Annotated in this window: 22 protein-coding genes; 5 read left to right on the top strand and 17 right to left on the bottom strand. The window is 45.1% G+C overall.

The window, feature by feature from the left end; all coding sequences use genetic code 11:
• Positions 1-89: 89 nt before the first annotated feature.
• From J1C81_RS08760 to rsmG, 5 genes are all read left to right on the top strand, one after another.
• Positions 90-707 carry a TetR/AcrR family transcriptional regulator gene (locus J1C81_RS08760; RefSeq protein ID WP_002915742.1) on the top strand — a complete coding sequence of 206 codons (618 nt, stop codon included), beginning with the start codon at positions 90-92 and terminating at the stop codon, positions 705-707.
• A gap of 60 nt (positions 708-767) precedes the next feature.
• Entirely contained in the window at positions 768-2,051 is a 1,284-nt protein-coding gene (locus tag J1C81_RS08765) for an MFS transporter (protein WP_002915743.1), read from the top strand.
• Positions 2,026-4,362 (top strand): ABC transporter permease, encoded by a 2,337-nt coding sequence (locus tag J1C81_RS08770; RefSeq protein WP_002915745.1) that lies wholly within the window; start codon positions 2,026-2,028, stop codon positions 4,360-4,362. Before J1C81_RS08765 ends, J1C81_RS08770 begins: the two co-directional genes overlap by 26 nt.
• Before the next feature lie 43 nt (positions 4,363-4,405).
• Entirely contained in the window at positions 4,406-5,149 is a 744-nt protein-coding gene (locus J1C81_RS08775) for an ABC transporter ATP-binding protein (protein ID WP_002915747.1), read from the top strand.
• 81 nt (positions 5,150-5,230) lie between these two features.
• On the top strand, positions 5,231-5,944 hold the full coding sequence (gene rsmG, locus J1C81_RS08780) for a 16S rRNA (guanine(527)-N(7))-methyltransferase RsmG (RefSeq protein WP_002915749.1): 714 nt from the start codon (positions 5,231-5,233) through the stop codon (positions 5,942-5,944).
• 51 nt (positions 5,945-5,995) lie between these two features.
• Here rsmG and J1C81_RS08785 read toward each other — a convergent pair whose 3' ends face one another.
• From J1C81_RS08785 to J1C81_RS08865, 17 genes are all read right to left on the bottom strand, one after another.
• Entirely contained in the window at positions 5,996-6,577 is a 582-nt protein-coding gene (locus J1C81_RS08785) for a hypothetical protein (protein WP_002915751.1), read from the bottom strand.
• 50 nt (positions 6,578-6,627) lie between these two features.
• Entirely contained in the window at positions 6,628-7,464 is an 837-nt protein-coding gene (locus J1C81_RS08790) for an energy-coupling factor transporter transmembrane component T family protein (protein ID WP_002915752.1), read from the bottom strand.
• A complete protein-coding gene (locus J1C81_RS08795) occupies positions 7,457-9,142 on the bottom strand; it encodes an ABC transporter ATP-binding protein (protein WP_002915755.1) in 1,686 nt (561 codons plus the stop codon). Before J1C81_RS08795 ends, J1C81_RS08790 begins: the two co-directional genes overlap by 8 nt.
• Positions 9,143-9,151: 9 nt before the next feature.
• Positions 9,152-9,913 (bottom strand): nucleoside phosphorylase, encoded by a 762-nt coding sequence (locus tag J1C81_RS08800; RefSeq protein ID WP_002915756.1) that lies wholly within the window; start codon positions 9,911-9,913, stop codon positions 9,152-9,154.
• Between the two features lie 218 nt (positions 9,914-10,131).
• Positions 10,132-10,392 (bottom strand): SemiSWEET family transporter, encoded by a 261-nt coding sequence (locus tag J1C81_RS08805; RefSeq protein ID WP_002898091.1) that lies wholly within the window; start codon positions 10,390-10,392, stop codon positions 10,132-10,134.
• A gap of 181 nt (positions 10,393-10,573) precedes the next feature.
• On the bottom strand, positions 10,574-11,491 hold the full coding sequence (locus J1C81_RS08810) for a DUF4299 family protein (protein WP_002915757.1): 918 nt from the start codon (positions 11,489-11,491) through the stop codon (positions 10,574-10,576).
• A 294-nt stretch (positions 11,492-11,785) separates the two neighbouring features.
• Complete coding sequence (locus J1C81_RS08815) at positions 11,786-12,145, bottom strand: TfoX/Sxy family protein (protein ID WP_002915759.1); 360 nt, start codon at positions 12,143-12,145, stop codon at positions 11,786-11,788.
• A gap of 9 nt (positions 12,146-12,154) precedes the next feature.
• Positions 12,155-12,568 carry a VOC family protein gene (locus tag J1C81_RS08820; RefSeq protein WP_002915760.1) on the bottom strand — a complete coding sequence of 138 codons (414 nt, stop codon included), beginning with the start codon at positions 12,566-12,568 and terminating at the stop codon, positions 12,155-12,157.
• 56 nt (positions 12,569-12,624) lie between these two features.
• Positions 12,625-13,428 (bottom strand): helix-turn-helix transcriptional regulator, encoded by an 804-nt coding sequence (locus J1C81_RS08825; RefSeq protein ID WP_032909756.1) that lies wholly within the window; start codon positions 13,426-13,428, stop codon positions 12,625-12,627.
• 238 nt (positions 13,429-13,666) lie between these two features.
• Positions 13,667-14,653: a rhodanese-related sulfurtransferase gene (locus J1C81_RS08830; protein WP_002915762.1), complete on the bottom strand. Its 987-nt coding sequence runs from the start codon at positions 14,651-14,653 to the stop codon at positions 13,667-13,669.
• Positions 14,654-14,794: 141 nt separating this feature from the next.
• The gene (locus tag J1C81_RS08835; RefSeq protein WP_002896267.1) at positions 14,795-15,283 is read right to left on the bottom strand and encodes a DUF6773 family protein; all 489 of its coding nucleotides are present in this window, start codon (positions 15,281-15,283) and stop codon (positions 14,795-14,797) included.
• Positions 15,284-15,297: 14 nt separating this feature from the next.
• A complete protein-coding gene (locus J1C81_RS08840; RefSeq protein WP_002896268.1) occupies positions 15,298-15,495 on the bottom strand; it encodes a helix-turn-helix transcriptional regulator in 198 nt (65 codons plus the stop codon).
• Entirely contained in the window at positions 15,488-15,676 is a 189-nt protein-coding gene (locus J1C81_RS08845; RefSeq protein WP_002915763.1) for a hypothetical protein, read from the bottom strand. The genes J1C81_RS08840 and J1C81_RS08845 overlap by 8 nt, the downstream gene beginning before the upstream one ends.
• Positions 15,677-15,811: 135 nt before the next feature.
• Positions 15,812-16,354, bottom strand: coding sequence for an ECF-type riboflavin transporter substrate-binding protein (locus J1C81_RS08850; RefSeq protein ID WP_002900998.1), 543 nt, complete (start codon positions 16,352-16,354; stop codon positions 15,812-15,814).
• Between the two features lie 11 nt (positions 16,355-16,365).
• On the bottom strand, positions 16,366-17,211 hold the full coding sequence (locus J1C81_RS08855) for an SAM hydrolase/SAM-dependent halogenase family protein (RefSeq protein WP_002902556.1): 846 nt from the start codon (positions 17,209-17,211) through the stop codon (positions 16,366-16,368).
• A 30-nt stretch (positions 17,212-17,241) separates the two neighbouring features.
• The gene (locus J1C81_RS08860; RefSeq protein WP_002915764.1) at positions 17,242-17,835 is read right to left on the bottom strand and encodes an MptD family putative ECF transporter S component; all 594 of its coding nucleotides are present in this window, start codon (positions 17,833-17,835) and stop codon (positions 17,242-17,244) included.
• A gap of 16 nt (positions 17,836-17,851) precedes the next feature.
• Positions 17,852-19,234 (bottom strand): M20/M25/M40 family metallo-hydrolase, encoded by a 1,383-nt coding sequence (locus J1C81_RS08865; protein WP_002915765.1) that lies wholly within the window; start codon positions 19,232-19,234, stop codon positions 17,852-17,854.
• Between the last annotated feature and the right edge of the window lie 13 nt (positions 19,235-19,247).

Below are 19,247 nucleotides of genomic sequence, written 5' to 3' on the forward strand. Positions count from 1 at the left end.
TGACATGGATTTAGAAAAGATGTATGATGAAGGAAAGAATAAACCGACTGTCGGTCGAATAAAATTTTACTACTAAAAAGGATGCAAACATGGCCAATAAAAAAGACTTTATCTTAGATACCGCTCAGGAGCTTTTTATGGAGCAAGGCTTTGACCAGACTTCGATCTCCCAGATTTTAGAAGCGACTCAAATCGCCCGCGGTACTCTCTACTATTACTTTTCTTCTAAGGAAGAGATAATGGATGCCATCATTGAGCGAACCATTGAAAGAGCATTTACAGCTTCCCAAGCCTTTGCTGATAATCATGAACTGACTATATTAGAGCGCTTGGTTGGCAGCATGGCTGCTCTAAATCTTAATCATCAAGAGGGAGAGGGAGTGCTGCTGCATCTCAATCAGCCGCAAAATGCGCTCCTGCACGAAAAGACCAATCAAATTCTTCTTGAACGGGCACCTCAGATTTTACTTCCCATCATCCAAGACGGTATCGCTGCTGGAGATATGAAGACTGACTATCCCTACGAAAGCCTGGAAATGATTCTTACTTATTCGCTTCAAGTTTTTGGTAGCAGTTTTCAGGCTCTTCCGCCAGAAAAACAGCAGCAAAAACTTCAGGCCTTTCTCTATCTTTTAGAAACTCTTTTTCACAGCCGGCAAGGCTACTTCGATCCCTTTCTATCTCTGATTCAGACCCAAAGCAGCTAGAAAGCTAATTACTAATTCACTATTTACACTTACTTGACATCACAAGATTAGGAGGTAACTATGAAACAATCAGGCTTTAGACTCTTTTTATTGATTTGGATAGGAAGCCTCATTTCAGAAATCGGCTCTGGTATGACTTCTTTCGCTTTAGGTGTTTATATCTTCCAGCTGACCGGTTTGGTTTCTGTTTCTTCTTTTGTTACTCTTTGTGCTTTCCTGCCTGGTCTTTTGGTTACTCCTCTTGCTGGAATTCTGGCAGATCGCTATGACCGAAGATTGCTGATGGCTCTGGGAGATGGCTTGTCAGGCTTAGGCGTTCTCTGGATTTACTTCAGTATGAAGAATCCTGCTTTGATTTTTATCTGTATCGGAGCTGCCATTAGTTCGCTCTTTTCAGCCTTGGTCAATCCGGCCTTTCGAGCTACGATTTCCGACTTGCTGCCGGAAGATCAGTTATCAAAAGCAACTGGTTTGTCCCAGATTAATGGCATTGCCCGCTATCTGATTTCACCAGCCTTGGCTGGAATGATTTTGGCGAGTGGACATATCAGCACGATTCTGTTGCTGGATTTTTCGACCATTTTCGTGACAGTAGCCTGCACCTTGCTAGCCCGACGGGCCATTCGTTCACAAGTTTATAGCAGTGATAGCCGTTTCTGGGCTGATTTCCTTAAAGGTTTTCAAATCGTCTATGGAAAAAAAGGCATCTGGTTTTTAGTCTTAGCTGGAACAGGCTTTTCCTTCTTTCTGGGAACAGTCCAAATCCTGCTTTCTCCCTTGGTGCTAGCTTTCGCAGATGCCAAAACAGCCGGCTTGGTCATGACCATCTCCAGCAGCGGGATGCTGATAGGAGGCTTGGTTCTGGGGATATTTGCCATCAAAAAGCACTTCCATCGTATGCTCTGTCTCTCACTATTTCTACTGGGACTCTTCATGGTTGGGCTAGGAATGAAGGAAAACTTCATCTGGATTTGCAGTTTTGGCTTTCTCCTCTTTGCTGCCCTACCTTTCGCCAATACAGCCATTGACTATCTAGTCCGCATCAATATTAACAAAGCCGATCAAGGCAAGGTCTGGGGGACCATCGGGATTATTTCTCAGCTAGGCTATGTGCTAGCTTATGCCGGCATGGGTTGGGTCGCGGATACCTTTTTCAAACCCTCACTGACTTACTTTGGCTGGCTGGCAAATTCTGTTGGAAAAATCATCGGTGTTGGCGGAGGCAGAGGCTACGGTCTGCTCTTTATCCTATCCGGTATCTCTATCAGCATCGGTGCTTATCTGCTCTCCCGAGCACGTTCAGTAAAGGAGCTGGAATATGTTTCAACGCTTGATAAAAAATGATTTAAAAGAAAACAAAGTCAGCATGCTAGTCATTGGACTTTTCCTGCTTCTGACTCTGACTCTGAGCTTTGCAGCCACGCGCCTGACCGTCAGTCTGACTAGCTCAATTGAGCGCTTTGTGGAAACAGCTAAAAGTCCTCACCTGCTACAGATGCACAGCGGAAGCGTCGACCGAAAACGGATGCAAAACTTCGTCCAGCAGCATCCGGAAATTGCCTCTTGGCAGCTGACAGACTTTGTCAATGTGGAAGGGTCAGCCATACACATCAATGGGCAGGGCTCACTTCACGACAGCTCCCAGGATAATGGCTTTTCCAGTCAGAACCAAAACTTTGACTTTCTGCTAGATCAGAATAACCAGCCAGCCCAGCCTCGACCAGGGCAAGTTTATATCCCCCTTTATTATTACAATAGCGGAAAAATCAAAATCGGCGACCAAATAAGGGTCGGCAAGCTACGGCTAACTGTCCAGGGCTTTATCCGAGATGCCCAGATGAATGCTGGCCTAGTCTCCTCCAAGCGCTTCCTCATCTCACAGACTGATTTGCAGACTCTGAAAAAAGAAGCATTTGCATCTAATGAGAACCTGATTGCCTTTCGAGTACATAAGCTTAGCCAGATCTCAGCTGTCGAGCAAGCCTATAAAAATGCCGAGCTCGAGTCCAATGGGCCGCCCATGATTACCTATCCGACGATCAAGATGATTAACGGCTTCAATGATGCTCTAGTCATCCTAGTCATGGGGCTGCTAGTTGTGGCCATTATCGGCATCACCTTTCTCTGCATGCGCTTTGCCCTCCTGACCAAGATTCAAGAAGAACTGCAGCAGATTGCTGTTATGAAAGTGATGGGGCTGCCCCAAAGCTTTATCAGCAGAATCTACCTGACCAAGTATTATTTCTGCCTGGCTCTAGCAACCATCGCAGGCTGGGGGCTATCCTTTTCTCTAAGTGCTCCTTTTAAAAAGCAGATGGCACTGTCTATGGGGCAAAGTCCGACGCCCTTCTATAGCTATCTTTTGGAAATGCTAGTAGCGCTGCTGCTCTGTCTCTTGGTCTTCTGGCTAACTGCCCGGCCTCTAAGCTCTTTTAAGAAAATGACGCCCGGCCAAGCTTTAAGATTAGCTTCTTCCAACAGTCTGACCGAGACGCGTTCTACTCCGAAGATGGGCTTACCGTCTATCCCCTTCTTAGACAGACCCTATTTCGCTCTGAAAACGATTCTGAATCATAAAAAACTCTATTTGACTATCTTGCTCATTGTCAGTCTGATTAGCCTGCTTATCCTGCTGCCAGCCAGTCTCTACCGCACCGTGATGGACAAGAATTTCATCCAGTATCTGGGAGCCGGTCAGGCAGATGTGTTGGTCGATATTTCTCAGACTGAAGATATCGATACCAAGGCTGCCCAGCTTCTGAAAGAACTGCAGGCAGACAAGGATATCGCAGAGATTAATCAGTATCAGAGCCAGAATTTCTCCTATCAAGACCAGCAAGGTCAGACTCAACAGTTGCGGGTAACTCTGGGAAACCATGCGGGATTTCCAGTCAAATACAGCCAAGGCCGCTATCCTAAAAACGATCATGAAATTGCCCTCTCCAAGCTTAAGGCAGAGGAGCTCAAGCTAAAAGTAGGCGACAGCCTGACCTTGACGGTAGACGGTCAAGCCAGAAAACTAAAAGTAGTCGGTATCTACTCAGACCTGACCTACGGCGGCAAGACCGCCAAGGCTGTCTTTGTGACAAAGCAAGCTCAAACGCTCAATAGTCTGACGACCATCCGTCTTAAAGATGCTAGCAACAAAGCTCAAAAAATCAACGAATGGAAAAAACACTATTCCAATTATAAATTAACCGACGTAGAAGACTTTTTCCATCAGACTTTTGATGATACTCTAGCTATGCTCCGCCTGATTCAGATCAGCGTTTTCTGGACAGGGCTTGGCATTGTCTTCATCCTAATGACTCTCTTTGTCTATATGATTTTCACCAAGGACCAAGCTGACTTGGCACTTTATCGGATGCTGGGATTTGGCAGTGAACGACTCAGGAGCCACTACCTGCTCGCCGTCTGCTTCATCTTGATGCTGGCTCTGGCAATAGCCGACCTGCTGCTCCTTAGCCTAGGGCAAGAAGTCTGCAGTCTGCTGCTCAGCAGCTTCGGTATCAGCAAACTCCAGCTCATCATCAATAAGCCCCTTACTTTTCTATGGACACCGCTGGCTCTACTTCTTAGCGGACTTACAGCAGCACACATCAGTCTCCGAGCGCTGAACAAGCTGGAAATTGGACGCTATCTCAAGGAACATTGACCTTAAAAAGATTTAGCATTATTTTACATCCGAGGAGAAGCCTATGTTATTAGAAGCACACAACCTCAGCAAAAGCTATCAGGAAAATCAGGAACCCATTCTCCGTGATTTGTCGCTAGAGATTGAGAGCGGCCAATTCATCGCCATCATGGGGCCGTCTGGCTGCGGGAAATCCACTCTTCTCAATCTTCTGTCCACCATTGACAGACCTGACCAAGGACAGATTCTTTACGAGGGACAGGACCTGCTAGCTATGAAAGACAAGGACTTAGACCGCCTTCGCAGAGAGGCTTTCGGCTTTGTCTTCCAGCAGGCAACCTTCCTGAAAAATCTCAATATCCTAGACAATATCTGCCTACCGAGTATCATTGGTAAGAAAGGCAGTGAGCGAAAGGTAGCCTATGAACGAGCCAAGGAGTTAATGGCTCTGACTGGCATTAAGGACATTGCTCACCGCTCTATCCATCAGGTATCGGGGGGCCAGCTCCAGCGAGCCGGTATCTGCCGGGCTCTCATGAACCAGCCTCGAATCATTTTTGCTGACGAGCCGACAGGAGCGCTCAATTCTCAGGCTGGCCGTCAAGCTATGGAGCTCATGCAGCACTTCCACCAGCAGGGTGCAAGTATTCTCCTAGTGACGCACGATGCCAGCGTGGCTACCTATGCCGACAAGGTCCTGCTCATTTTAGATGGCAAGATCAAAAAAGAAATTCTCTTTGACCCAGCTGCTAATCAGGATGAGCGGCGTCAGCTGCTCTTGGCGGAGCTAAATCAAATTGGCATATAAGAAAAGAGGCCCTTTGGCAGAATGCTGGGGTCTCCTTTTTATGATATAATAGGATGAATACTGACAAACAAGGATGAAACTATGACACCGCAAGAATTTTACCAGCTCTTAGCCCAGCAAGGAATCGAGCTGAACGACCGCCAGAAAGACCAGTTTGAGCGTTATTTTGAACTTCTGGTCGAATGGAATGAAAAAATCAATCTGACAGCTATCACCGAGAAAAATGAAGTCTATCTCAAGCATTTCTATGATTCAATTGCCCCCGTTTTGCAAGGCCTGATTGACAATCAAGACCGTAAGCTGCTGGATATCGGCGCCGGTGCCGGCTTTCCCAGTCTCCCTATGAAAATCATCTGTCCTCAGATGGATGTGACTATCATTGACTCGCTCAACAAACGAATCAACTTTCTCAAACTGCTGGCAGAGGAGCTCGAGCTGGACAAGGTTCACTTCTACCACGGCCGCGCAGAAGACTTTGCTCAGGACAAGGCTTTTCGGGCTCAATTTGACCTGGTCACTGCCCGTGCAGTTGCTCGGATGCAGGTTCTGTCTGAACTGACCATTCCCTATCTAAAAGTTGGCGGGAAGCTCCTAGCGCTCAAGGCTTCCAATGCTCCAGAAGAACTGGAAGAAGCCAAAAATGCCCTTAACTTACTCTTTAGCAAGGTCCAAGACAACCTCAGCTATGCCCTACCAAACGGCGATCCCCGCTTTATCACAGTGGTAGAAAAGAAGAAAGAAACACCCAATAAATACCCCCGCAAAGCCGGCATGCCCAATAAAAGGCCATTATAAAAAGAAAAATCAGGCAAGGATTGTCTGATTTTTCTTCGCTATTAAAGAATATTATTTTTTTGCTTCATTATAGATTCTAATCTGAGGGGCGACTTGATTCACCACATCTAAAAACTGTAATAGTTCAACATAATTTTGATTAGTATATCGTCCCAGATGCAGACGAATATCTTTATTGGCACTCATGGGACTATAATACAAATATAGATGAGGATACTTGACGTACTTGTTCTCTTGAACTTTCTCAATCTTAATAGTCAAATCAGTTAAATCAGAAAGCATAAGAAACTGAAAATAGGTATCATCCCGTATGATTGCATCCTTATAAAGATAAAGAGATAGTTTTTCACGTGAATAGCGAGACTGGCTATAAATCTTGTAAAACTTCTTCTCCAGCTCCGGATATTGAGAATAAAGCTTCTGATAGCTCTGCAAGCTCTTTTGCTTAGTAATCCAAGCAAGCCAGGTAAAGAGTGCACTCATCAGTAGTAGCAAAGCAGCAAAAATCAAGGATGCCCAAAAACCAAATTCGTCCGCATGTGGCATATAGAAGAGAAAAATTATACCTCCTAAACCATATAAAACAGGAAATAATAAGTCCTTACGGAATCTACTCTTTATTCTTTCTTCCACCTAGTAGTTATCCTCCTAATATATATTAAACGAAGTTCACACACTTTATCCTACCTCCACGGGTTATAAAAGCGGCCGTGATTAACTGCGAAGAGGCCAAAGCAAAGTAATAGAAAGGCGACTGCCAGTGTCAGCACCAGCATATCTCGTTTGCTTAGAGCCTGATAGGTATACCAGGTGCGTTTTTTATTTTTTCCGAAACGACGCAGCTCCATTGCTGTGGCAATGGTATTTATGCGCTCTAGGGAGCTGAAAATCAGCGGAATGATAATCTGCAGATTTCCCTTCACGCGCTGAGCCAGTTTGGCTTTCTTGGATAATTCCTGCCCACGCGCTTCCTGAGACATCCGGATCAGGAAGAATTCTTCCTGCAAATCTGGAATATAGCGGAGCGTCAGACTGACTGCGTAAGCAATTTTATAGGAAATACCAAGCTGATGAAGGCTGGAAGCAAACTGACTGGGATGGGTTGTCATGAGGAAAATCACTGCCAGAGGAATGGTCGAAACATACTTGAGCAGGAGATTAAAGAGGTAGAACAGCTCTTGAGCTGTTAGATTATAGGCTCCCCATCCAGTCCAGAGGACATCTTTGGCTCCGTAGATATCGACACCATACTGAGGCGCGAAAAGATAGACCATCACTAAGTTAAGGGCCGCAAAGGATGCCGCAAAGACTAAAACAAATGAAATGTCTCGAATGCGGATATGGGACAGCCGAAAGAGACAGAGGGACAGCAGGGCTAGCCCCAGCAAAAAGCGAGTATCGTAACTAATCATGGCCGCCACTGATACCAGAACGAAGAACAGCATCTTGCTGGCACCGGACAGACCATGAAGAAACGTGTTGCCTGAATGGTAGCCGATTAATTTTCGCTGATTAAGCATGCTTGTCCTCCTTTTTTCGCATATAAAACTCGGTCAAAGCCAGAGGATCGGCACCAATCTTCTCAGCCAGAGCAAAGATTGACGTTTCCTTTAGATAAGCCGCTGCAATCAACTCTTGATCTGTCAGAACCTGAGCAGGCGCCTTATCGGCTAAAATCTGACCACCCACCACAACCACTGCCCGATCTGAATAATCCAGCATCAGCTGCATATCATGGGTAATCATGATAATCGTATGTCCCTGCTGGTTGAGCTCGTCTAGAAAGTCCATCATCTCTGTATAATGGCGCTGGTCCTGGCCAGCTGTCGGCTCATCCAAGAGGATAATCTCCGGATTAAGCACCAAGATAGATGCAATGGTCACCCGCTTCTTCTGTCCGAAAGATAGAGCCGAAATCGGCCAACTACGGAATTCATAGAGTCCACAGGTCTTAAGAGCCGTATGGACTCGCTCTTCGATTTCCGCTTCTGCCAGTCCACGCAAGCGCAAGCCTAGGGCCACTTCATCAAAAATCATGGCTGCCGAAATCATCTGATTGGGATTCTGCAGGACATAGCCAATCCGCTCAGCTCGCTCCTTGATGGAGTCTCCTTTGATATCCTGACCCTGCCAGCTATAGCTCCCCTCAGTCTCGATAAACTGACAGAGGGCCTTGGCCAAGGTTGACTTACCAGCTCCATTTTTACCAACGATAGCTATCCGCTCTCCCTTGAAAATCTTCAGGCTCATATCCTGCAAAATAGGCTTGCCGCCGCTCTGGTAAGCAAAGGAAACATGCTCCAGTTCCAGTAAGGGCTCCTGAGATTCTTTGTCAGAATCAGACCAATCCCTGCCCTCAAAGGTCACATCTGCTAGCTGCAGCTGATCCAAGCGAGACAAGCCTTCAGTCTTTTCCACTTTAACGCCCAGCTGGCGTAGAGTGGTAATGTATAGCGGCTCGCGAATGCCATTTTCAGCTAGCAGTTGTGTTCTGAGCAGGTCATCTGGCTGTCCATTAAAGAGGATGCGTCCGTCATTGACAAGCACAATTCTGTCTACCGGTCTGTAAAGAACATCTTCCAAGCGGTGCTCGATAATCAGAGTCGTCGTTGCCGTCTCCCGATGAAGCTGGTCAATCAAATCAATGGTATCCTGACCCGACTTGGGATCCAGATTGGCCAAGGGCTCGTCAAAAAGCAGAATAGGACTCTCGTCAATCAAAACCCCAGCCAAACTGACGCGCTGCTTTTGACCGCCTGATAAATCCTGGGGCCGATGCTGCAAAAGCTCCGCTAAATCCAGCTTCTCTGACCAGGTTTGGACTTTTTCGCGCATAAGCGACAGCTCCATCACATCATTTTCCAGCGCAAAGGCCAGATCTTCTGCTACGCTAAGCCCGATAAATTGGCCATCCGTGTCCTGCAAGACCGTGCTGACAAGATTGGACTTATCATAAATACTGGATTCAAAGACTGGCTGCCCCTTAATCAAGAGCTGACCGCTGACCTCTCCTTTATAAATGTTGGGGATAATCCCATTGAGGCACTGGCCCAGCGTTGACTTACCAGAGCCAGATGGTCCAACAATCAAAACCTTCTCCCCCTCGTAAATGGTCAGATTGATCTGCTTCAGGGTCGGCTCAGACTGGGCCTGATATTGAAAGCTAAAGTCTTCAAATTGGATAATTGGTTTTTTCATCTTATTTCTCTATAGTACCAGAGCGATTTGAATCGCGAGATTGGCAATCTTATCTTTTTCGTCTAAGTCAGCGTGGTTAGCCAGATTGCGCATATCCCAAGCTTCCTCAGATAAGTGGTCAGCTGCATAGAAGAATTGGCAGACGGATATCTCTCGAAAAGCTGCTAAAGCCGCTACGGCTGAGCATTCCATATCCACACAGATCGCTCCCTCAGCCTTTCTCTGGCGGAGTTTAGCTGGTGTCTCACGGTAAATGCCGTCTGTCGTCCAGACCTTGCCCTTACTATGGGAAATACCCCGCGCATCCAGAAAAGCCGTCAGAAAATCTTTCAGGCCAAGATTGACTTCCTGCTCACGGCTAGCTGGCTGGTAGTGATAGCTAGTCCCCTCATCACGCAGGGCCTCCGTCGGGATAATGACGGACGTTTCCTTAATCTCCTCATCCAAGATGCCGCAAGTCCCGAAAAGTACCAGCTTTTTCATACCAAAAGCAATCAAATCTTCCAGAATAGCTACACAGGCCGAAGCTCCAACAGGTGCATTGAAGAGAGCTAATTCCCGTCCATCTGCGAAAACACGATAGATAGGAATTTCAATATTAGCCATGCTAGTTGTTGTAATCAGCTCATGCTCAAAATCCGCTAGCATCCGCGCAAAAGTCTCTCTGGCAAAGCAGGAAACAGCCGTCTCAGGAAATCCTTCTATGGATTCATTCAAGTCTTCTGGATTGATGATGGCCTTGCGACTTTGGTCAAATTCTTCAAGTATCATAGGCTTGCTCTCTTATCCCTTTCTTCCTGATGAAACAGCCAGCAGATGTCTACTGACTTCATCTTACCATTGTATCATAAAAAGGCGGTCTGCTGAACGCTGCCTGCATATTTTCTACATAGCAAAAGCCATAGGCAGGCTCTATAGCTCAAGTGAAGTGAGCACTTTGTCCAATAATTTTCCAACAAAAAAGACTGGGCATAACTCCCAATCTCATCTTACATAAGGGCCGTTGCAGCAGTAATCAAGCCAAATACAATGCCCGGCATATTAGCCGCTGCCAAAGGAATGTCCCGCTTCTCTTTAAATAGACCATAAATGACCCAGAGAGTACAGTTTAGAGCAGCTACTGAAGGCTGGATAAAGTCACCCTTATTGCCAGCTAGATTATTCATAATCTGTGGGATATAGGAAACATACATCATAACAGACATAAACGTGGCCACCCAGCCCAAGATTAGCATGTGTTTTTCTTTCATTTCGTTCTCCTTTTTATAAAACTGACCTCTATTCTATAGTTTCTTTCTGAAATTTTCAAGATATTTTCAATAATGTTATCAAAACGAAAAGAGTCACAAAATTGTGAGAACTGCTGACAGCCCTAAAAAAGCCGCCTTTTGGCAGCTCTGTTAAGATTCAAAAAGTAGATTTTCCTAGCGCTTAAAACTTTGGCTCTCCATTGGGGAGCTGTTCCAAAATGTCTTCCAGTTCCAGCCGATTGAGTGGCTGAATCCGGATCTGGCTGGAATCCAGATAGGTACGGTGAGTCTCTGGAATCTTCTCCAAAAAAGCTTTTAAATCCTTTGTTGTCAGATATTTATAGCCCTGCGGACTGCTGGCATCCTCTATCAGGATATGAAGATGCCATTCCATATCTTGACTAGCACCGCTCTCAATCATCTCTTTAACCAAGTAGCCCTTGGGCATGGGCTGAGTTGGAAGGACTGTGTCTACTCCTTCTGCCAGAACATAAGAACCCAGGTATTTCCCACCCTGATCCTTATAATACTTAGGAGTAGAAAATTGACTCTGAACCTGCTGCATCTCAGCCATCTGCCTGCCAAACTCCTCCACGGGATCTTCAGCCTTGAATAGCTCCAGAAGCTTTTCCTGCGACATGTACAAATCATGAGCATAACCTTCAAAAACATGCATGGGCGCAGCTGCAACTCTGGCATCGTTCAGGCCGTAGAGAATATCCGCTTCAAAATCAATATTAAAAATCCCGTCAGCTGTGTAGGTGGTGCCGTATTCGTCAACAATATCCTGCTTCATCTTCTGAGCCAAACGACTCATGAAGAGAATAGCTCCTTTCCAGTCGCCAACAGTCGATGGTGTCAAAACACGAACCTGATAGGTTTCTCGGTCTGGCAGATAATAAACTTCAAACCCTCGGCCTGCCCCTTCCCAATAGACAGCCAGAAAAGTTCCGACCTGATCCAAGGATTGATAAGCCTTATCACCCTCGAGGCCTACGACCTCCAACCCTTCTACTAGGGAAACCAAAGACAAGGGTGTTTCGACCGCCTTATAGCTAAACAAGCCCTTTCGGTTCTGAATGTAAAAAGAAATACTCATACTATGCTCCTTTCTAACTACAAAAGCCTTTCAGAAAGCGAGAAAATGCAAAAACAAAACTCAATACTGGTACAAACTAGCTTTTCTCAAAGACTTTTAAGGATAAACTCCATTCTTAAAACGGACTCTGGTATTAGTATAACATTTTTGGAAGAAAAAGACGAAAAAACCTGTATCCATGAAGAGACTCTCCGACTGAAAGTTTCATCAATACAGATTCTAAGAATATATTTGAATTTCATAAAAAGGTAATGAATAAACTTCTAAGAGAACAAAACTCATTCTGAGTACTTCTTACTTTTTATCCTGCTGTGTCAGCTCCTGATTGTAGGACAAGGCTAGCTTGATCCAGTAAGGCAGTTCCTTTTGTCCTTCGCCATCTAAATCAATATAGCCATGATAAAGCCTACCCTTCATCACTGTGACACTGGCACCATTTTTAGGCAGGACCTGCTTTTCCAGTTCCTTACCGATGCGTACCATGACAAGCTCTTGACTTCTCGAACTCACAGTAACGGCCATCTTACCACGGACCATAAAAGCCAAACCACCAAACATCTTCTTCTCTTCTACCTCTTCTTCAAAAACATGAGGAGGAAGTTCAGTAGCTAAAATGGCACGGACTTGCTGGGCTAGGGATTCACTATAAACCATCCTTCTGCCTCATTTCATCACATCCCAGCCGATGCCAAAACGGTCAATCAAGCGACCATAAAACTCTGCGAAAGCTTGTTCCTCTAAAGGATAGAGAATTTGTCCACCTTCAGCAAGCTTGGCAAAAAGCTCATCAGCTTCTTCTCTACTGTCTGGGCTCAGAACCAACCATTGATTGGGCTGGTGATTGCTAGGAATAGATAGGTCGTTAAAAATGCCTACATCCTCACCATTCAGGGTTAAGTTTTCCGTATCTAAGGCAATCCAGGCAACTTTATCCCGTTTTTCTGCAGGAAGGTCTGCTGGATCCAGCATCTCACTGGCTCGGACAAGTCCCTTTATCTCTATCTGAAAAAGATCTGCATAAAAACGAAAAGCCTCTTCGGCCTGACCATTAAAACTTAAAAACACGTCTAATTTCATTATTGTTCCTCCAATTTTTTATAGCTGAGAATAAATCTCTAGTATCAGTTTATCAATTAGGATAAAAATTTTCTTATTCTCAATTGCGCTTGTTTGGCTAGGGAACGCATGATTAAAACTGGAAGATTAACTGTAATAGGTGGATCGCTGGGCAAGGGCCTGCGCATGCTGATTTCCTCTTGATAGATGCTATCGCCTGAAAAAGTGAGAGGCTCATCGCTGCCCCAGCGAAAGTTATGCTTCAAGACATAGTTTTTAGTTAGGCGTAAATCCTCCAGCAATTCACAGGCCAAAAGATAGTAGTCACCATCCGGTACATTTTCAAAAGTAAACTGTCTCTCTTGGCTCAGTGCTACTCCGATAACCGGCTCTTCTTTGGGTATGCGGGTTTTAAAAAGCCCGACACAACTAATACGTGGTTCATACCCCTCAGGATAAGATAGCACCACGGTCAAGCGATTGCCACTTTTACAGTCGGGATCCTGATGCAAGAAAGCTCCCTTCTCATCCAGCTGTTTTACCATAAAATCATAAGCTTTGGTTGATTCCTGGTAATATTTTTTAGGCGAAAGTCCAGTATGCCGCTTAAAAGTATTAGAAAAACTGCCTAGACTATCATAACCAGCTTCCATAGAGGTCTCGGTCACATTTTGCCGGCCTTCTACAATCTCCTGAATCCCTTTTTCCATCTTAAGAGCTTCCACATATTGCTTGATAGAAAAGCCCATCTTTTTCTTGAAAGTTCTGGATAGATGGGAAGGACTATAATGGAAATGCTCAGCCAAATCAGTCAGACTCAGCTCTTCATCTGCATGCTGACGCAGATAGGCTGCCACTTCTTCCATGATAGCTTTAGACATAGACCTGCTCCTTTCCCATTTATTTAAGCCCATTATATCACATCAAAAAAAAGACACAAAACATCGAAACTGTGGAAAGAAAACCAGAAAGCAAGTATTACTCCGCGAGATGTCCCAAGAACTGGCGGAAATAGTCTGCTTTCCCAAATCTCTGTCTAACAAGACTTCTACCTGTAGATAAATGTGAAAAAACTTTAGACGCTTAAATCGTCTAAAGTTTTTAGTCTTCACGATTAAATTACTGAGCCACCAATGTTTCCAAGCTTTCCCCAATCGCAGCCAAACGCTCCATCACTTCTGCCTGGCTCAAGCCGTTTTCAGCCACATAGCGGTTGCGAGGGTGAACACGGCATTCATGCGAACAGCCACGGAGGTACTTGTCTTCATTTTCTTCTGAAGTCAGGATGCGGCGGTTACACTCTGGATTACCACAGTTGACATAGCGCTCACAAGGAGTACCGTCAAACCAGTCTTTCCCAATCACAACTGGATCAACATGGTTGATATCAACCGAGATACGCTCATCAAAGACATACATCTTACCATCCCAAAGCTCACCTTGAACTTCTGGATCCTTGCCGTAAGTCGCGATACCGCCATGAAGCTGACCAACATCTTTGTAGCCTTCACGCACCATCCAGCCTGAGAATTTCTCACAGCGAACACCACCGGTACAGTAAACAACCACGCGCTTGTCCATGAACTTCTCTTTGTTATCACGAACCCATTGCGGCAACTCACGGAAGTTGCGGATGTCTGGACGGATAGCACCGCGGAAGTGACCTAGATCGTACTCATAGTCGTTACGAGTATCTAGGACAACAGTATCTTCGTCCAAGAGGGCTTCCTTAAATTCCTTAGGTGATAGGTAAGCTCCTGTCGTTTCCAGCGGGTTGATGTCATTATCAAAATCATTGTCTTCCAAGCCCAAGTGCACGATTTCTTTCTTGTAGCGAACAAACATTTTCTTGAAGGCTTGCTCATTTTCTTCGTCAATCTTGAACCAAAGGTCTTCCATGCCCGGAAGGCTGTGCACATAATCCATGTATTTTTGAGTGGTTTCATAATCACCAGAAACCGTTCCATTGATTCCCTCATCTGCTACTAGGATGCGGCCTTTAAGACCAATGGACTTACAGAAGGCCAGATGATCAGCTGCAAATTTCTCAGCATTCTCAATCGGAACATATTTGTAGTAAAGTAGGACGCGAATATCTTTTGCCATAAGATTTCAACTCTCTTTTCTCTATAAAATTTTCTGAATTTTTTAATTCATCTATTTATTATAACCTGATTGAAAAAGCTGGGCAAAATATTTGTTTGAAAAATAGCAGAGCTGGAAAGTTTAAGCGAGAAGAACAAGTTATCACTCTTCTTCCAATTGATCCAAATACTTCTCAAAGCGCTTTTTCTGCCATTTATTTATATACTCCAAGAAAATATTGACCAGCAGCATAAAGGGAAAGTGAATGACAAACGTAATAAAAATAACAAATAGAAACATGGGGTGAAAAACACTGTTATGATAAATAACATGATTCAGTTGGAAATTCTGGCAGGCAATCAAAAGAGTTAGAGACCCCGTCCAAGCTGCTATACCCCAAATAGTCAGACTGAAACTATTGTAATAATTGGCTCCCAGATACTGAGCCCGAAAGAAGAAATATAAGCAGGCGATAATGATCAAAACCAAGAAGGGCTGATAGTTAATGGCTCTAGCATTCATAGCTACAGAACCAGCATATAAGGCTAAACCACCATACAAGAAGAGACTAAAAGCCTCCATACCAGCCTTATTAACCAGCTGCTCTTCCCGCTCGTCCAAGATCTGTCGTTTAATAAGTTTAATTTTCATGACTAGTCCTTTCTCTATTCAATCCAAAACAATTGATCCAGCGTCTTATTGAGACATTTGCAAATCGCTAAGCATAAACTGAGACTGGGATTGTACTTACCTGCCTCAATCAGGCCAATGGTCTGGCGGGTCACTCCGATAGCATCTGCCAAGTCCCCCTGGGTCATATCATGCTCAGCTCGTGCCATTTTTAGTCTAAGATTTTTAGCCATGGTCGCCATCCTCTCTGTCCCTGTCTCCCTTCTTCTGCCCGCCTATAGCATAGGATGAACAGGCAAAGATGACACTGCTAAAAGCAAGGACGATAAAGGTTTGATTTTTCTGAGTCCAGCCTACAAAGAAAAAAATTCCAGCCGCTGCAAGCCAGACCAGCGACGGCTTTTTCTTATCCATCTCCGCTCTCCTTTCATCTTTATAACTCTATTATACAATATATTTTAAATAATGCAATATATAAATTACATTTTATCTTTTATTTTGTACAAAAAAAGACTGGGAATTCTCCCAATCTTTCAATTTTTGGTGTAATCAATCCTTTTTCAGACTTCCTGCGCGAGTGCGGGTGCGAGCGTAAGCAGTCAGCAAGACAGTTCCGATGACTGCTACTGTCGCAGAATTCACCAGAATCGCTACAATACTTTGAGCAATAACCTTATTGACCGGCTCGCCAGACACAATCACGTCACCAATCGGGCCGATTAGCCAAGCGATTGCATTGGCTCCAAACTGAATCAAGTTAAAGCGAATAATATCCTTGACTTCAAATTTTCCTTCTTCCACTTGGAAGAATTTTCTAAAGAAGCCAACCAATAGACCAAAGACCCCGCTGCCGGCAATCCAGAACCACCAAAGTCCGCCACCACTCATAGCGTCTTTAATGGCGTGCCCAATGAAGCCCATCAGGAAACCGACGATTGGTCCAAAGATGACGCTAAAAAGAGCTTGCAGAGGGTATTGGAGCTGAATGCTGGTATTGGGTACAGGCGTTGGGATATTGATCATTCCGATGACCACGAATAGGGCAGCTCCAATTCCTGTTGCGACTACGTTTCTGATTGTATTATTTTTCATTTTCTTCTTCCTTAATTTTCAATTCTCTTGATTTCAATATGCCACTGGGCACCGACGCCAACATTGTAGGCCTTAGCAAAGGAACCTTGGTTAATCGCTAAGCCAACCCGATAGAGGGAGTTGATATAGAGGATAGGCTGGCCGATGCGGACATCCGCAAAGGACTTGCCATAGGTTACTTGGTTTTGATAAACCAACATGTCATTGTTGTAGATGGTAACCTCAAACCGGTCGCCAAATTCCGGTTCCAAGGTGCAGAATTCCTCGCGGGTGATAGAGGTCCAGAGAGAACCAAAGCGGACATCCAGGATATCAATAGCTCCGCTGACATAATTCTCCGCAAGCGTAGTCTCTACTACCTGAATTTCGACGATGTCTTCAACTTTAAGCTCTGGCCCGACTTCTTCAAAGCTGATATGGCCACTGGCTAGCTTGGCACCTGTATAGGCATAGACATCACGGCCGTGGAAAGTATAGGAATGCTCAGTATTCTTGCGGCGATTTTCCACCTCAGAAATTTCCCGAATAGCCTCAATGCCAACATGCTTCTTGATAAAAGACAGGGTGCCATTGTCAGGCGTAACGATGTACTGACCTTTTTTAGTCTTGGCTACCACACTCTTACGTTTGGAGCCAACGCCCGGATCCACTACTGACACAAAGGTCGTTCCTGCTGGCCAGTAATTAACTGTCTGAAAGAGACGATAGCTTCCCTCAAAGATATTGTAAGGGGTGATATCGTGAGTCAGATGATGAATTTTCAGAGTGGGCGACTCTTCTAGCGCCACTCCGATCATGGCTGACACAGCTCCATCCACCAGACCAAAGTCCGACTGGAGTACAAGTAAATTGTTCATGTTTTCTCCTTAGTTATATTTTCAATGATATTAGACCGAAGCTGACTTGGAATGTCTAGCTTTAAGGATTTTCTTTCCTAAAAGGGCTCCAAGTAAAGCGCCCAGTAAAATGCTGGCTACAAACCAAAGAACTAAGCTGGGTTCTGGCTTAAGCATGACTTTCTCGATATAAGCCTGAGTCTTTCCTCTGGCAAGAAGACTAGCTTCGTACTGCTTGGGTGCCAGCCACATTAGGAAAATAGGACCCGCTGTGCTAAAGCTGAAAACCATAAAAGCCAGCAAACTTCTAACAGTCTTTTTATAGCCGCCTGACCGAGCTATAAGATCCGCTAAAACACCGCAAATCAAACCTGGTAGAAAGGCTCCAAAGCCATGTCGACTAAGCAAAAAGAAGAAACCTAGCAGACAGCCTAGACCGCTGATTAGACCGAAGGTCTTTATTTTCTCCGTATAGAAGATGAACAGAACTCCGCCAAAGAAAGCTGTAAAAGCCGGAGCATAAAACATATTGCCTGAGCGGTCAAATAGAAGCCCAACCAAGACGCCTAAGATCATGGCTAAGAAATAAAAGAGGTAAAAGAAACCAGCCTGCTTCAGTTTGTCTTTTCTTATAGAGTATAGCATAAGACCTCCTTTCCCGCTAGTCAGCTTGACGGTAACTGCCAATCAGCTCCTGAATGAGCTCTATGTGCGTATAGTAGTCAGAAATTTTCACATTCTCATCTCCGCCATGGTCTCGGCTGTTGGCATTTCCAAGTCCGAAAGCTGCCATAGGAACCTCCAAGGCTTCATAGACCGTGTGCATCGGACCAGTTCCAGCTGAAGTCGGCAGAACAGAGATGCCCTCTTGGTAGTAATCTTTAGCCAGCTCGATAAGATTGAGAATGGAAGGCGCACTCATGTCGCTGCGATAACTCATCTCTCCCAAGGTATAGGTCAGTTCAACCGCTGGATAACCATTTTTATCCAGTTGCTGATGAATCTTGTCCAAAACATCTTGTGGCTCCAGACCTGGCACCAGACGAACCTCCATCTTAGCCTGGGCATCTGAAGGCAAAATGGTTTTAACCCCTTGGCCTTGATAGCCTGATCCGAAACCTTCAATATTCAGCGAAGGCTCAAAGTAAAAGCGACGGAGAAATTCCTTCCGTTCGCCCAACAAAACCGGCAATTTCAAGCCATAGACTTGACTCAACTCTTCAGGAGTCCGCAGGGCATATTCCTCAATCAAGGCCAGCTCTCGTTCATTTGGCTCTTGAATCTGCTCATGAATGCCTTCAACTAGAATGCGGCCGTCTGGACTGCGCAAGCTGGATAAAGCATTGAGCAAATACCAAGAAGCTGAATTGATAACCCCACCGAAGCTGGAATGGATGTCTACATCTGCACTTTTGACCGTCATGTCAAAGGTAACAATTCCCTTGTTGCCACCTGAGATTTCCAGCTGACCTAAATTGTTGCGGCTGCCTTGCTCCCAGACCAGCAAATCCGCTCCTCGCAGGCGTTTGCGATGCTTGGCCAAATATTTATCCAAGTCTGTCGAAGCGGACTCTTCTGCCCCTTCCATCATAAAGATGATATTGACCGGCAAATCACCGTGCTCTCGAATATACTTGCGAACGGCCGTCAGACGAGCGGTAATGTGCCCCTTGTCATCATCCACTCCTCGCCCATACATAACCCCGTAATGAACCGACAGTGTAAAGGGATCATTTGTCCATGGCTGGTCATCGTCTGCCGGCACTGTATCGTAGTGGTTGTAGAAAATAATAGTCTTAGCAGCAGGATTTGAAGAAAGAAACTCCGCCAAAATAAATGGAGCAGTATAGCTGTCGTCAATCATGACCTTGGCACCTGCAGCTGTAAAAATCTCTCCTAAATAATTGGCTACTTCCTGAAGACCAACCTGCTGGGCAAAGATTGATTTTTTAGAAATCAAGGTCCGCAGCACTTCAAAATAGTGCTGGGCTACCTCGTCGTTTTCAAATTTCTTGATTTGTTCAGTCTCAGTTGAGAAAGGCATGCGTTACTCCTAT

The organism is Streptococcus sanguinis, from assembly GCF_050225395.1.
Classification (GTDB): Bacteria; Bacillota; Bacilli; order Lactobacillales; family Streptococcaceae; genus Streptococcus.